The organism is Streptococcus mitis, assembly GCF_946188375.1.
Taxonomy (GTDB): Bacteria; Bacillota; Bacilli; order Lactobacillales; family Streptococcaceae; genus Streptococcus; species Streptococcus mitis_CX.
The window spans coordinates 261,298-275,742 of sequence record NZ_CAMHUS010000002.1 but is presented as its reverse complement, the minus strand read 5'-3'; the positions used below and the strand labels follow the sequence as shown (position 1 = coordinate 275,742).

Below are 14,445 nucleotides of genomic sequence, written 5' to 3'. Positions count from 1 at the left end.
TAAAAAATATAGGAGAATCAAAATGGCAGAAATTACAGCTAAACTTGTAAAAGAGTTGCGTGAAAAATCTGGTGCCGGTGTTATGGACGCTAAAAAAGCGCTTGTAGAAACAGACGGTGACATCGAAAAAGCGATTGAATTGCTTCGTGAAAAAGGTATGGCTAAGGCAGCTAAGAAAGCTGACCGTGTTGCTGCAGAAGGTTTGACTGGTGTTTACGTTAACGGTAATGTTGCAGCAGTTATTGAAGTAAACGCTGAAACTGACTTCGTTGCGAAAAATGCTCAATTTGTTGAATTGGTAAATACTACAGCTAAAGTTATTGCTGAAGGAAAACCTGCTAATAATGATGAAGCACTTGCTTTGACAATGCCTTCAGGTGAAACTCTTGAAGCTGCATACGTATCTGCAACAGCAACTATCGGAGAAAAAATCTCATTCCGTCGCTTTGCATTGATTGAAAAAACAGATGCACAACACTTTGGAGCATACCAACATAACGGTGGACGTATCGGTGTTATTTCAGTTGTTGAAGGTGGAGACGAAGCACTTGCTAAACAATTGTCAATGCACATCGCAGCGATGAAACCAACAGTTCTTTCTTATAAAGAATTGGATGAGCAATTCGTTAAAGATGAGTTGGCACAATTGAACCACGTTATCGACCAAGATAACGAAAGTCGTGCAATGGTTAACAAACCAGCTCTTCCACACTTGAAGTATGGATCAAAAGCTCAATTGACTGATGATGTTATTGCCCAAGCTGAAGCTGACATCAAAGCTGAATTGGCTGCAGAAGGCAAACCAGAAAAAATCTGGGACAAAATCATCCCAGGTAAAATGGATCGCTTCATGCTTGACAACACTAAAGTTGACCAAGCTTACACACTTCTTGCACAAGTATACATCATGGATGACAGCAAGACAGTTGAAGCATACCTTGAATCAGTTAACGCTTCAGTAGTTGAGTTCGCTCGCTTTGAAGTTGGTGAAGGTATCGAAAAAGCTGCAAACGACTTCGAAGCTGAAGTTGCAGCTACAATGGCAGCAGCCTTGAATAACTAATAATAAAAAGGAAGCCAAATTGCTTCCTTTTTTCTATACAGTAGATCCGTATAGGGAGATTTTCCTATTTTCAAGGTATAAATAAAAAGCCCTATAATAAGGGCTAAGTGCATTTAGGAGACTACACTTCAAATTCATAGAGTGCTGTAGACAAATAACGTTCACCGTTATCTGGTGCTAGAGCAAGAACTTTTTTACCTGTACCTAATTTCTTGGCAACCACGATGGCTCCGTAGATAGCTGCAGCTGAAGAAATCCCTACAAGGAATCCTTCTTTTCCACCAATCTCACGGCCAAGTGCGAGAGCATCGTCTGATGTTACACGAACGATACCATCATAAGCCTTTGTATCAAGTGTATCAGGAATAAATCCAGCTGAGATACCTTGAATTTTGTGAGGGCCAGGTTTTTCACCAGATAGAATAGCAGATTCGTCTGCCTCTACTGCAAAAACTTGAATGCTTGAATTTGCTGATTTGAGTGCATGAGAAACACCAGAAATCGTTCCACCGGTACCCACTCCAGCAACAAAGGCATCTAGTCCATCTTTACCGAAAGCAGCTAGTATTTCAGCTCCTGTTGTTCTTTCGTGTACTTCTGGATTAGCTGGATTGTCAAATTGAAGAGGAAGGAAACCATCACGTTCAGCAGCGATTTCTTGAGCTTTAGCAATAGCGCCTTTCATTCCCTCACTACCAGGAGTTAGGACGAGTTCAGCACCATAAGCTTGGATAATCTTACGTCGTTCTACACTCATAGTTTCAGGCATAACGATGACGACTTTATACCCTTTAGCAGCACCTACCCATGAAAGTCCAATACCAGTATTTCCACTTGTTGCTTCAACAATTGTAGAACCTGGTTTCAAAATACCGTCTTGTTCAGCTTTTTCAATCATGCTAAGAGCAATACGGTCTTTTACAGAAGAACCAGGGTTAAATGCTTCAAGTTTTACATAGACATCTGCGGCGCCTTCTGGCACAATATTGTTGAGTTTAACGATCGGAGTTTGACCGATTAATTCAGTAATGTTGTTATAAATAGACATATGAATACCTCTTTGTATAAGATATTTCTAGTATAACGCTATCTATACCATTTGTAAAATATAGAAATCCTATCGAAGTGATAGGATTTTTTTATATCACAGGTCTAAGCCATTAATTTTCAAGCGATTGTGATAAGCTAATTCTAATAAATAGGTGTAAAGTGGAACGATATCCGTTTTCTTAGGGAATTCAAATTTATGAGCATTAAAATGCTCATTGTGTGCTTTTAGAAAGACATTTTCTAAATAAGTAATAGTAATTTCACTATCATCTATACCTGCTCCTGCAGTTTCCATTTCAACGTTAACAATGTTCATCAAAAAGATTGATTTAATAGACATCTTACGACCAGTAGCGCCTTGTTTATCTGTAAAGATAATACGGATATTTGTAAATATAATTGAATCACGAATCAGTTTATATCCACTTTGAATTTCTTCATTTTCTAGTAGATATTGTCCATATTCTTTGATAAGAGTTTCTTTGTTTTGCTCGCTAAAGTTACCAGCGAGTCCTTGAATGAATTTACCAAATGCCATATTTTTCTCCTTTGTTTACACTAAGTTTACAGGAACTTCAACTTCTCGTAAACCTTGATCAGTTAAAGTGACTTTTCCATTAAAAAACTCTACAAGTGCAGCTTTAATAGTTTCTTTTTCTTCTTTATCAACATAAATCATCGTATCGACTTGATCTGTAAAGTTTGTATCCAGTTCCATGAGATTATATTCCTTAAGGAAGTTACTGTACTCTTGGTACTGAGCGTAAGACATTTGAATAGCAATGCCAGCCTGTTCCTTTATTTCAATGATGCCAATTTCTTTGACAGCTAAGGCAACACTGCCAGCGTAAGCACGAATCAATCCTCCAGCGCCTAGTTTAATGCCACCAAAGTAGCGTGTCACTACCACACAGACATTAGTAAGATTGTGATTTTCTAGTACCCCAAGCATGGGAACGCCAGCAGTCCCACTGGGCTCACCATCATCACTTGTCCGTTTGATTCCACTACGTTCCCCAATAATGAAGGCAGAGCAGTTATGAGTAGCTTTGTAGTGCTCTTTCTTGATGGCAGTAATGAAGTCACGAGCCTCTTCTTCGCTATAAACACGCTTGGCATGACAGATAAAGCGGGATTTTTTGATTTCTTCTTGGACTTGTCCGTCCTCTTTAATTGTTCTAAATTCCATGATTTAATTGTACTAAAAAATCATTTAAAGCGCTAGGTTTTTACGAATAAAGAAGTATGAAAGTAAATCCAAATTATCTCGGTCGCTTGTTTACTGAGAATGAATTAACAGAAGAGGAACGTCAGTTGGCGGAGAAACTTCCAGCAATGAGAAAGGAGAAAGGGAAACTTTTCTGTCAACGTTGTAATAGTACTATTCTAGAAGAATGGTATTTGCCCATCGGTACTTACTATTGTAGGGAGTGTTTACTGATGAAGCGAGTCAGGAGTGATCAATCTTTATACTATTTCCCACAGGAGGATTTTCCGAAGCAAGATGTTCTTAAATGGCGTGGTCAATTAACCCCTTTTCAAGATAAGGTATCACAGGGACTGCTTCAAGCGGTAGACAAGCAAGAGCCAAGCTTGGTTCACGCTGTAACAGGAGCTGGAAAGACAGAAATGATTTATCAAGTAGTAGCTAAAGTGATCAATGCGGGTGGTGCAGTGTGTTTGGCCAGTCCTCGCATAGACGTTTGTTTGGAGCTGTATAAGCGCCTGCAAAAGGATTTTGCTTGTGAGATAGCCCTCCTACATGGAGAATCAGAGCCGTATTTTCGAACACCACTAGTTGTTGCGACGACCCATCAGTTATTGAAGTTTTATCAAGCTTTTGATTTACTGATAGTGGATGAAGTAGATGCCTTTCCTTATGTTGACAATCCTATGCTTTACCATGCTGTCAAGAATAGTGTAAAGGAGAATGGCTTGAGAATCTTTTTAACAGCAACTTCTACCGATGAGTTAGATAGGAAGGTTCGCATCGGAGAATTAAAACGATTGAGTTTGCCAAGACGATTTCATGGAAATCCTTTGATTATTCCTAAACCTGTCTGGTTATCCGATTTTAATCACTGTTTAGAGAAAAGTCGGTTGTCACCAAAGCTAAAGTCTTATATTGAGAAGCAGAGAAAGACAGGTTATCCGTTACTCATTTTTGCTTCAGAGATTAAGAAAGGGGAACAGTTAAAAGAAATCATACAGGAGCAATTTCCAAATGAGAAAATTGGCTTTGTATCTTCTATCACAGAAAATCGATTAGAGCAGGTACAAGCTTTTCGAGATAGAGAACTGACAATACTTATCAGTACGACGATATTGGAGCGTGGAGTTACCTTCCCTTGTGTTGACGTTTTCGTAGTAGAGGCCAATCATCGTCTGTTTACCAAGTCTAGTTTAATACAGATTGGAGGACGTGTCGGTCGGAGTATGGACAGACCGACAGGAGATTTGCTTTTCTTCCATGACGGGTTAAATGCTTCAATCAAAAAGGCAATTAAGGAAATTCAGCAGATGAATAAGGAGGCGGGGCTATGAAGTGCTTATTATGTGGGCAGACTATGAAGGCTGTTTTAACTTTTAGTAGTCTCTTACTTCTGAAGAATGATGACTCTTGTCTTTGTTCAGACTGTGACTCTACTTTTGAGAGGATTGGAGAAGAAAACTGCCCAAACTGTATGAAAACAGGTTTGTCAACAAAGTGTCAAGATTGTCAATTTTGGTGTAAAGAAGAAGTTGAAGTCAGTCATAGAGCGATTTTTACTTACAATCAAGCTATGAAGGATTTTTTCAGTCGGTATAAGTTTGATGGAGACTTCCTTTTAAGAAAAGTTTTTGCTTCAGTTTTAAGTGAGGAGTTAAAAAAGTACAAAGAGTATCAATTTGTTGTAATTCCCCTAAGTCCTGAAAGATTGCTCGAGAGGGGATTTAACCAGGTTGAAGGTTTAGTTGAAGCAGCAGAGTTCTCTTTGCAAGACTTACTAGAGAAGAGAGAAGAGCGGGCCAGTTCTTCCAAAAATCGTTCAGAACGCTTGGGGACAGAACTTCCTTTCTTTATTAAAAGGGGAGTCACTATTCCTAAAAAAATCCTACTTATAGATGACATTTATACTACTGGAACAACTATAAATCGTGTGAAGAAGCTGTTGGAAGAAGCTGGTGCTGAGGATGTAAAAACATTTTCCCTTGTAAGATGAGGAAAAAATTTGCAAAAATAAAATGAAAGCGTTATAATGAAATCAGAAAAACAAAAATGTTTAGAAAGAAGGTACTCATATGATTAAATATAGTATCCGTGGTGAAAACCTAGAAGTAACAGAAGCAATTCGTGATTATGTAGTTTCTAAACTCGAAAAGATCGAAAAGTATTTTCAAGCTGAACAAGAGTTGGATGCTCGAGTAAACTTGAAGGTGTATCGTGAAAAAACGGCTAAAGTGGAGGTGACGATTCCGCTTGGTTCAATTACTCTTCGTGCAGAAGATGTGTCTCAAGATATGTATGGTTCAATTGACCTTGTAACCGATAAAATTGAACGTCAGATTCGTAAAAATAAAACAAAAATCGAGCGTAAAAATAAAAACAAGGTAGCAACTAGTCAATTATTTACAGATGCTTTGGTGGAAGATACAAATGTTGTCCAATCTAGAGTTGTTCGTTCAAAACAAATTGATTTAAAACCAATGGATTTGGAAGAAGCTATTCTACAGATGGATTTGTTGGGACATGATTTCTTTATCTATGTGGATGTTGAAGATCAGACAACCAATGTGATTTATCGTCGTGAAGATGGCGAGATTGGCTTGTTAGAAGTTAAAGAATCTTAATTTCAATATGTGTAAAGGAAGGTTTACTAAATTGTAAACCTCCTTTTTCTTATAATTGATAGAATTACTGATTACACTTTTAAAAAGTCGCTTTTTGGTGGTTATTATGGTATAATGGGTGCCAAGAGGTTTGGAATGAAAAAATTTTATGTAAGTCCTATTTTCCCCTTAATATTAGGAATAGTGGCGTTCGGAGTGCTATCTGTGCAACTTGTTTTTGTAACGAATACACTGGTAACGCTATTTCTTTTGCTACTTATTTTGGGTTCATATATTTTACTATTCATCCATCAGAGAGACTACTACTCAAGGAGTGAAGTAGAACAAATCCAGTATGTAAACCACCAAGCTGAAGAAAGTTTGACAACCTTGTTAGAACAGATGCCTGTCGGAGTTATTAAATTAGACTTGTCGTCAGGTGAAGTTGAATGGTTTAATCCTTATGCTGAATTGATTTTGACTAATGAAGTGGGCGAAATTGATGTGGCATTAATTCAAACAATTATCAAGGCTTCTGTGGGGAATCCAGGTTCTTATGCCACCTTGGGTGAGACCCGCTATTCGGTTCATATGGACAAGGTGTCTGGAGTTCTTTACTTCTTTGATGTGTCTGGAGAATACGAAGCGACTGTTGAGTTAGTAACGAGTCGACCTGTGATTGGGATTGTTTCTGTTGACAACTACGATGACTTAGAAGATGAAACATCAGAGTCTGATATCAGTCATATTAATAGTTTTGTAGCCAATTTTGTTTCAGAATTCGCTGGAAAACATGCCATGTTCTCCCGTCGAGTAAGTATGGATCGCTTTTATCTATTTACGGACTACACGGTGCTTGAGGGATTGATGAACGATAAATTTTCTGTTATTGATTCTTTCAGAGAAGAGTCGAAACAGAGACAGTTGCCCTTGACCTTAAGTATGGGATTTTCTTATGGTGATGGAAATCATGATGAAATAGGGAAAGTTGCTTTGCTCAATTTGAACTTGGCTGAAGTGCGTGGTGGCGACCAAGTGGTTGTCAAGGAAAACAACGAAACGAAAAATCCAGTTTATTTTGGTGGTGGATCTGCTGCCTCAATCAAACGTACACGGACCCGTACGCGTGCTATGATGACGGCTATTTCAGATAAGATTCGTAGTGTGGATCAGGTTTTTGTAGTTGGTCACAAAAATCTAGATATGGATGCTCTTGGCTCTGCTGTAGGTATGCAGTTGTTTGCCAGCAATGTGACTCAAAATAGCTATGCTATTTATGATGAAGAACAAATGTCGCCGGATATTGAACGAGCTGTTTCATTCTTAGAAAAAGAAGGAGTTACAAAGTTGTTGTCTGTTAAGGACGCAATGGGGATGGTGACCAATCGTTCTTTGTTGATTCTTGTAGACCATTCAAAGACAGCTTTAACTTTATCAAAAGATTTTTATGATTTATTTACCCAAACCATCGTTATCGACCACCACAGACGGGATCAGGATTTTCCAGATAATGCGGTTATTACTTATATCGAAAGTGGTGCAAGTAGTGCTAGTGAGTTGGTAACGGAATTGATTCAGTTCCAGAATTCTAAGAAAAATCGTTTGAGTCGTATGCAAGCAAGCGTCTTGATGGCTGGTATGATGTTGGATACTAAAAATTTCACCTCGCGAGTGACTAGTCGGACATTTGATGTTGCTAGCTATCTCAGAACGCGCGGAAGTGATAGCATTGCTATCCAAGAAATCGCTGCGACAGATTTTGAAGAATATCGTGAGGTCAATGAACTGATTTTACAAGGGCGTAAATTAGGTTCAGATGTATTGATAGCAGAGGCTACGGACTCGAAATGCTACGATACAGTTGTTATTAGTAAGGCAGCAGATGCCATGTTAGCTATGTCAGGCATTGAAGCGAGTTTTGTTCTTGCGAAGAATACACAAGGATTTATCTCTATCTCAGCTCGAAGTCGTAGTAAAATGAATGTACAACGGATTATGGAAGAGTTAGGAGGTGGAGGCCACTTTAATTTAGCTGCAGCTCAAATTAAAGATTTAACCTTGTCAGAAGCAGGTGAAAAACTGACAGAAATTGTATTAAATGAAATAAAGGAAAAGGAGAAAGAAGAATGAAAGTAATCTTTTTAGCAGATGTTAAAGGAAAAGGTAAAAAAGGCGAAATTAAGGAAGTACCAACAGGGTATGCACAAAACTTTCTTATCAAAAAAAATCTAGCCAAAGAAGCGACTGCTCAAGCGGTAGGTGAGCTTCGTGGTAAACAAAAATCTGAAGAAAAAGCTCACGCTGAGATGATTGCAGAAGCAAAAGCAATTAAAGACCAACTAGAAGCAGAAGAAACGGTTGTAGAATTCGTTGAAAAAGTTGGTCCAGATGGCCGTACCTTTGGTTCTATTACGAATAAGAAAATTGCAGAAGAATTGCAAAAGCAATTTGGAATTAAGATTGATAAGCGTCATATTCAAGTACAAGCTCCGATTCGAGCAGTTGGTTTGATCGATGTACCAGTGAAAATCTATCAAGATATCACAGGTGTGATCAATCTTCGTGTGAAAGAAGGGTAAATTTACACTTTCTTGACAAGATTGTAAAAGGAAGGGAAGTCTGATGGCAGAAGTAGAAGAGTTACGAGTACAACCTCAAGATATCTTAGCTGAGCAATCCGTTTTAGGGGCTATCTTTATTGACGAGAGTAAGCTTGTTTTTGTGCGAGAATATATTGAGTCTCGGGACTTTTTTAAGTATGCCCATCGTTTGATTTTCCAAGCTATGGTCGATTTATCCGATCGTGGCGATGCTATAGATGCAACAACGGTTCGTACCATTCTTGATAATCAAGGTGATTTACAGAATATTGGTGGCTTGTCTTACCTGGTTGAGATTGTCAATTCTGTGCCAACTTCTGCTAATGCGGAGTATTATGCTAAGATTGTTGCAGAGAAGGCCATGCTACGTCGATTAATCTCCAAGTTGACAGAGTCTGTCAATCAAGCTTACGAGGCTTCGCAACCAGCTGATGAAATCATTGCTCAGGCAGAAAAAGGCCTGATTGATGTCAGCGAAAATGCTAATCGAAGTGGATTTAAGAACATTCGAGATGTGTTGAATATCAACTTTGGAAATCTGGAAACTCGCTCGCAACAAACGACCGATATTACAGGTATTGCGACAGGCTATCGTGACTTGGATCATATGACGACTGGACTTCATGAGGAGGAGTTGATTATCCTAGCAGCCCGTCCAGCGGTTGGTAAGACAGCCTTTGCATTGAATATTGCTCAGAATATTGGGACTAAGTTGGACAAAACGGTTGCTATTTTTTCACTCGAAATGGGTGCGGAAAGTCTAGTGGACCGTATGTTGGCGGCAGAAGGCTTGGTGGAATCGCATTCTATCCGTACGGGTCAATTGACTGATGAGGAGTGGCAAAAATATACCATTGCTCAAGGGAACCTAGCTAATGCAAGTATCTATATCGATGATACGCCAGGGATTCGGATTACAGAGATTCGTTCTCGTTCTCGTAAACTGGCTCAAGAAACTGGAAATCTTGGTTTGATTTTAATAGACTATTTGCAGCTTATCACGGGAACTGGTCGGGAAAATCGTCAACAAGAGGTTTCAGAAATTTCACGTCAGTTGAAAATTTTAGCTAAGGAACTGAAGGTTCCAGTAATCGCTCTAAGTCAGCTTTCTCGTGGTGTAGAACAACGCCAGGATAAGAGACCGGTCTTGTCTGATATTCGTGAATCTGGTTCTATTGAGCAGGACGCTGATATCGTAGCCTTTCTTTATCGCGACGACTACTATGAGCGTGGTGGTGAAGAAGAGGAAGGCATACCAAACAATAAGGTAGAAGTTATTATAGAGAAAAACCGTAGTGGAGCTCGTGGAACGGTGGAATTAATTTTCCAAAAAGAATACAATAAATTTTCAAGTATCTCAAAGAGGGAGGCATAAGATGTCAGATGCATTTACAGATGTAGCCAAGATGAAAAAAATAAAAGAAGAAATCAAGGCACATGAGGGACAAGTCGTAGAAATGACTTTGGAGAATGGTCGTAAGCGCCAAAAAAATAGATTGGGTAAGCTAATTGAGGTTTATCCATCCCTATTTATCGTTGAATTTGGGAACGTTGAAGGAGATAAACAAGCTAATGTTTACGTTGAATCCTTTACTTACTCAGATATCCTTACAGAAAAGAATTTGATTCATTATCTTGACTAAAGTGAGAAATTTTCTCACTTTTTCTTTTTTTCTCCGAATAGTTTAAGTGAAGGTAATCTTCGATTTATATTATTTTTCAAGGAGGAAGAATGAAAATTTCACCATTTAAAGTAGCAGAGACAAGATTTTCTTTTAGAAAATCAGCTAAAAAGGTTGTTCCCTTTTTAGTAGTAGGATTGATGTTAGCAGCGGGTAATAGTGTATATGCCTATTCCGGAGGAAATGGATCGATTGCGCGTGGGGATGATTATCCTGCTCATTATAAAAATGGGAGCCAGGAGATTGATAAGTGGCGCATGTATTCTCGTCAGTGTACTTCTTTTGCAGCCTTTCGTTTGAGTAATGTCAATGGTTTTGAGATTCCGGCGGCTTATGGGAATGCGAATGAATGGGGCTATCGTGCTCGTCGTGAAGGCTATCGTGTCGATAATAGACCAGCGATTGGCTCCATTGCTTGGTCGACTGCAGGAACTTATGGTCATGTTGCTTGGGTGTCAAATGTAATAGGAGATGAGATTGAGATTGAAGAATACAATTATGGAATAAGGGAATCTTACAATAAGCGCGTCGTGAAGGCGAATACTATGACTGGCTTTATTCATTTTAAAGATTTAGCTGGTGGCAGTGTTGGGAATAGTCAATCCTCAGTTTCAACAGGAGGAACACATTATTTTAAGACTAAGGCTGCTATCAAAAATCAGCCTCTAGCTGGCGCAACTGCAATTGATTACTATTATCCTGGGGAGAATGTTCATTATGATCAAATTCTCGAAAAAGATGGGTACAAGTGGTTGAGTTATACGGCTTATAACGGAAGTCGTCGCTATATCCAGCTAGAGGGAGTAACCTCTTCACAGAATTATCAGAATCAATCAGGAAATAGCTCTAACTATGGATCCAATAACAGTTCAACTGTCGGTTGGAAGAAAATAAATGGTAGTTGGTATCATTTTAAATCAAATGGATCTAAATCAACAGGCTGGCTGAAAGATGGATCTAGTTGGTATTATTTGAAATCATCTGGTGAAATGCAGACAGGCTGGTTAAAGGAAAATGGTCTGTGGTATTATTTAGATAGTTCAGGGGCAATGAAAACGGGGTGGTATCAAGTCTCTGGTAAGTGGTATTATTCTTACTCTTCAGGCGCCTTAGCTGTCAATACGACAGTGGATGGCTACAGAGTAAATAGTGATGGAGAACGAGTATAGAAAATGGGAGTAGGAAAATTTCCTACTCTTTTCTGTAAGCAGTTTCCTTGACATTTTTTTTATTTTGCGCTATCATATGTCCATATAATATATGGGAGTCTGTGTACAGTCTGAGAGGAAGTGTTAAACTTCGACCGCACCTGATCTGGGTAATGCCAGCGTAGGGAACGATACTTAGTCTATTCTTGACCTTTTCCATATATGGTAAAGGTTTTTCTTTTTGTCAAAGGAAAACGAGAAGAGGAGGTTCTTATGAAAGCAAGCATTGCCTTGCAAGTTTTACCCCTATCACAGGGAATTGATCGGATTGCTGTTATTGATCAGGTCATTGCTTATCTGCAAGCTCAAGAAGTGACCATGGTAGTGACACCATTTGAAACAGTCTTGGAAGGGGAGTTTGATGAACTTATGCGCATTCTAAAAGAAGCGCTAGAAGTGGCAGGGCAGGAGGCAGAAAATGTCTTTGCCAATGTCAAAATAAATGTAGGAGAGATTTTAAGTATTGATGAGAAACTTGAAAAGTATACTGAGACGACACATTAGTCTATTGGGCTTTATGGGGGTCTTGTCAATCTGGCAGTTAGCAGGTTTTCTTAAACTTCTCCCCAAGTTTATCCTGCCGACACCTCTTGAAATTCTCCTGTCCTTTGTTCGTGATAGAGAATTTCTCTGGCACCATAGCTGGGCCACCTTGAGAGTGGCTTTATTGGGACTGATTTTGGGAGTCTTGATTGCCTGTCTCATGGCTGTGCTTATGGACAGTTTGACTTGGCTTAACGATCTGATTTACCCTATGATGGTGGTTGTTCAGACTATCCCGACCATTGCCATAGCCCCTATCCTGGTTTTGTGGCTCGGTTATGGGATTTTGCCCAAGATTGTCTTGATTATCTTGACAACAACCTTTCCTATCATCGTCAGCATTTTGGACGGTTTTAGGCATTGTGACAAGGATATGCTGACCTTGTTTAGTCTGATGCGGGCCAAACCTTGGCAAATCCTGTGGCATTTTAAAATCCCTGTCAGTCTGCCTTACTTTTATGCTGGTCTGAGGGTCAGTGTCTCCTACGCCTTTATCACAACAGTAGTATCTGAGTGGTTGGGAGGCTTTGAAGGACTAGGTGTCTACATGATTCAGTCCAAGAAACTGTTTCAGTATGATACTATGTTTGCTATTATTATTCTGGTATCGATTATCAGTCTTCTCGGTATGAAGCTGGTTGATGTCAGTGAAAAATATGTTATTAAATGGAAACGTTCGTAGAATAAGAATGTTTCTGAAAAAGAAAAGAGGAAATTGAAATGAAGAAAACATGGAAAGTGTTTTTAACTGTTTTAACAGCTCTTGTAGCTGTTGTGCTTGTGGCCTGTGGTCAAGGAACTGCTTCTAAGGATAATAAGGAAGCAGAACTCAAGAAGATTGACTTTATCCTAGACTGGACGCCAAATACCAACCACACAGGGCTTTATGTTGCTAAGGAAAAAGGTTATTTCAAAGAAGCTGGAGTGGATGTTGATTTGAAATTGCCACCAGAAGAAAGTTCTTCTGACTTGGTTATTAACGGTAAGGCACCATTTGCAGTCTATTTCCAAGACTATATGGCTAAAAAATTGGAAAAAGGAGCAGGAATTACTGCCGTTGCAGCTATTGTTGAACACAATACATCAGGAATCATCTCTCGTAAATCTGACAATGTAAGCAGTCCAAAGGACTTGGTTGGTAAAAAATACGGGACATGGAATGACCCAACTGAACTTGCTATGTTGAAAACCTTGGTAGAATCTCAAGGTGGAGACTTTGAGAAGGTTGAAAAAGTACCAAATAACGACTCAAACTCAATCACACCGATTGCCAATGGCGTCTTTGATACTGCTTGGATCTACTACGGTTGGGATGGTATCCTTGCAAAATCTCAAGGTGTAGATGCTAATTTCATGTACTTGAAAGACTACGTTAAAGAATTTGACTATTACTCACCAGTCATTATTGCTAACAACGACTATTTGAAAGACAACAAAGAAGAAGCTCGCAAAGTTATCCAAGCTATCAAAAAAGGCTACCAATATGCTATGGAGCATCCAGAGGAAGCAGCTGATATCCTCATCAAAAATGCACCTGAACTCAAGGAAAAACGTGACTTTGTCATCGAATCTCAAAAATACTTGTCAAAAGAATACGCAAGCGACAAGGAAAAATGGGGGCAATTTGATGCAGCTCGCTGGAATGCCTTCTACAAATGGGATAAAGAAAATGGTATCCTTAAAGAAGATTTGACAGACAAAGGCTTCACCAACGAATTTGTGAAATAATGACAGAAATTAGACTAGAACACGTCAGTTATGCCTATGGTCAGGAGAGGATTTTAGAGGACATCAATCTGAAAGTCACTTCAGGTGAAGTGGTTTCTATCCTAGGCCCAAGTGGTGTTGGTAAGACTACGCTTTTCAACTTAATTGCGGGGATTTTAGAAGTTCAGTCAGGGAGAATTGTCCTTGATGGTGAAGAAAATCCCAAGGGGCGCGTGAGTTATATGTTACAAAAGGATCTGCTCTTGGAGCACAAGACGGTGCTTGGTAATATCATTCTGCCCCTCTTGATTCAAAAGGTGGATAAGGCAGAAGCTATTGCTCGCGCAGATGAAATTCTTGCGACCTTCCAGTTGACAGCTGTAAGAGATAAATACCCTCATGAACTCAGTGGTGGGATGCGTCAGCGTGTAGCCTTGCTCCGAACCTATCTTTTCGGGCACAAGCTCTTTCTCTTGGATGAGGCTTTTAGCGCCTTGGATGAGATGACCAAGATGGAACTCCACGCTTGGTACCTTGAGATTCACAAGCAGTTGCAGCTAACAACCTTGATCATCACGCATAGTATCGAGGAGGCCCTCAGTCTCAGCGACCGCATCTATATCTTGAAAAATCGTCCTGGGCAGATTGTTTCAGAAATTAAACTAGATTGGTCTGAAGATGAGGACAAAGAAGTCCAAAAGATTGCCTATAAACGTCAAATTTTGGTAGAATTAGGCTTAGATAAGTAGAAAAATAGGGAGTTGGTGAAGATTATCCTTTAC

The 14,445-nt window shown here is 39.3% G+C and carries 16 protein-coding genes and 1 riboswitch; of the genes, 13 read left to right on the top strand and 3 right to left on the bottom strand.

Going from position 1 to position 14,445, the window contains the following annotated elements; all coding sequences use genetic code 11:
* Positions 1-22: 22 nt before the first annotated feature.
* The gene (gene tsf, locus N8M16_RS03840; RefSeq protein ID WP_261069652.1) at positions 23-1,063 is read left to right on the top strand and encodes a translation elongation factor Ts; all 1,041 of its coding nucleotides are present in this window, start codon (positions 23-25) and stop codon (positions 1,061-1,063) included.
* Between the two features lie 121 nt (positions 1,064-1,184).
* On the opposite strand, the gene cysK is transcribed toward tsf, so the two are convergent.
* The 3 genes from cysK to N8M16_RS03825 all read right to left on the bottom strand — a co-directional run bounded on the left by cysK (position 1,185) and on the right by N8M16_RS03825 (position 3,302).
* Entirely contained in the window at positions 1,185-2,111 is a 927-nt protein-coding gene (gene cysK / locus N8M16_RS03835; protein ID WP_261069651.1) for a cysteine synthase A, read from the bottom strand.
* A gap of 96 nt (positions 2,112-2,207) precedes the next feature.
* Entirely contained in the window at positions 2,208-2,651 is a 444-nt protein-coding gene (locus tag N8M16_RS03830) for a PH domain-containing protein (RefSeq protein WP_070528353.1), read from the bottom strand.
* 15 nt (positions 2,652-2,666) lie between these two features.
* Positions 2,667-3,302, bottom strand: a complete 636-nt coding sequence (locus N8M16_RS03825; RefSeq protein WP_000395748.1) for a YigZ family protein — start codon at positions 3,300-3,302, stop codon at positions 2,667-2,669.
* Between the two features lie 56 nt (positions 3,303-3,358).
* Here N8M16_RS03825 and N8M16_RS03820 point away from each other — a divergent pair, with 56 nt between their 5' ends.
* From N8M16_RS03820 to N8M16_RS03765, 12 genes are all read left to right on the top strand, one after another.
* Positions 3,359-4,657 carry an ATP-dependent helicase ComFA gene (locus tag N8M16_RS03820; RefSeq protein WP_004255320.1) on the top strand — a complete coding sequence of 433 codons (1,299 nt, stop codon included), beginning with the start codon at positions 3,359-3,361 and terminating at the stop codon, positions 4,655-4,657.
* Positions 4,654-5,316, top strand: a complete 663-nt coding sequence (locus N8M16_RS03815) for a ComF family protein (RefSeq protein WP_004255321.1) — start codon at positions 4,654-4,656, stop codon at positions 5,314-5,316. The genes N8M16_RS03820 and N8M16_RS03815 overlap by 4 nt, the downstream gene beginning before the upstream one ends.
* Before the next feature lie 79 nt (positions 5,317-5,395).
* Positions 5,396-5,944, top strand: coding sequence for a ribosome hibernation-promoting factor, HPF/YfiA family (hpf, locus tag N8M16_RS03810; RefSeq protein ID WP_004255322.1), 549 nt, complete (start codon positions 5,396-5,398; stop codon positions 5,942-5,944).
* Positions 5,945-6,079: 135 nt separating this feature from the next.
* The gene (locus N8M16_RS03805; protein ID WP_261069650.1) at positions 6,080-8,053 is read left to right on the top strand and encodes a DHH family phosphoesterase; all 1,974 of its coding nucleotides are present in this window, start codon (positions 6,080-6,082) and stop codon (positions 8,051-8,053) included.
* A complete protein-coding gene (gene rplI, locus N8M16_RS03800) occupies positions 8,050-8,502 on the top strand; it encodes a 50S ribosomal protein L9 (RefSeq protein ID WP_004255324.1) in 453 nt (150 codons plus the stop codon). Before N8M16_RS03805 ends, rplI begins: the two co-directional genes overlap by 4 nt.
* A 43-nt stretch (positions 8,503-8,545) precedes the next feature.
* A complete protein-coding gene (dnaB, locus tag N8M16_RS03795; protein WP_004255325.1) occupies positions 8,546-9,898 on the top strand; it encodes a replicative DNA helicase in 1,353 nt (450 codons plus the stop codon).
* A gap of 1 nt (position 9,899) precedes the next feature.
* Positions 9,900-10,166, top strand: a complete 267-nt coding sequence (locus tag N8M16_RS03790) for a Veg family protein (RefSeq protein ID WP_001278169.1) — start codon at positions 9,900-9,902, stop codon at positions 10,164-10,166.
* An 89-nt stretch (positions 10,167-10,255) separates the two neighbouring features.
* A complete protein-coding gene (cbpD, locus tag N8M16_RS03785; protein WP_020902625.1) occupies positions 10,256-11,374 on the top strand; it encodes a choline binding-anchored murein hydrolase CbpD in 1,119 nt (372 codons plus the stop codon).
* 81 nt (positions 11,375-11,455) lie between these two features.
* A riboswitch (TPP riboswitch) is annotated at positions 11,456-11,558 on the top strand.
* 68 nt (positions 11,559-11,626) lie between these two features.
* Complete coding sequence (locus N8M16_RS03780; RefSeq protein ID WP_000647684.1) at positions 11,627-11,917, top strand: thiamine-binding protein; 291 nt, start codon at positions 11,627-11,629, stop codon at positions 11,915-11,917.
* Complete coding sequence (locus tag N8M16_RS03775; RefSeq protein WP_024057369.1) at positions 11,880-12,638, top strand: ABC transporter permease; 759 nt, start codon at positions 11,880-11,882, stop codon at positions 12,636-12,638. Before N8M16_RS03780 ends, N8M16_RS03775 begins: the two co-directional genes overlap by 38 nt.
* A 38-nt stretch (positions 12,639-12,676) precedes the next feature.
* Positions 12,677-13,684: an ABC transporter substrate-binding protein gene (locus tag N8M16_RS03770; protein ID WP_004261900.1), complete on the top strand. Its 1,008-nt coding sequence runs from the start codon at positions 12,677-12,679 to the stop codon at positions 13,682-13,684.
* Positions 13,684-14,412 (top strand): ABC transporter ATP-binding protein, encoded by a 729-nt coding sequence (locus N8M16_RS03765; RefSeq protein WP_020902628.1) that lies wholly within the window; start codon positions 13,684-13,686, stop codon positions 14,410-14,412. The genes N8M16_RS03770 and N8M16_RS03765 overlap by 1 nt, the downstream gene beginning before the upstream one ends.
* Positions 14,413-14,445 lie beyond the last annotated feature (33 nt).